Origin of the sequence: Vogesella mureinivorans, assembly GCF_007644035.1 — a bacterium.
Taxonomy (GTDB): Bacteria; Pseudomonadota; Gammaproteobacteria; order Burkholderiales; family Chromobacteriaceae; genus Vogesella; species Vogesella mureinivorans.
On sequence record NZ_VMTV02000317.1, the window covers coordinates 1 to 290 of the forward strand.

Below are 290 nucleotides of genomic sequence, written 5' to 3' on the forward strand. Positions count from 1 at the left end.
TGGTCTACGATGGTGCTATCGGGCTTGTTAAACTTAGCTGCTAGGTGAGCTTCAGCGATCGCTAAGCCTACAGCGTTAGAAATACCTTGTCCTAATGGCCCCGTCGTGACTTCCACTCCAGGTGTCATGAAGTTTTCCGGGTGTCCTGGGGTTCTTGATTCCCACTGACGGAACTCCTTGATGTCTTCCAGCGTCACGCTGTCGTAGCCAGCTAGATACAGCAGGGCATACTGTAACATTGAGCCATGTCCAGCGGAGAGGACAAAGCGATCGCGGTTAAACCACTTGGG

At 52.4% G+C, this 290-nt stretch carries 1 protein-coding gene; it reads right to left on the minus strand.

What is annotated here, in order from left to right; translation table 11 throughout:
• Positions 1 to 290: thiamine pyrophosphate-binding protein (locus FLQ44_RS25545; protein ID WP_500692544.1), on the minus strand; the 290-nt coding region annotated here is incomplete at both ends.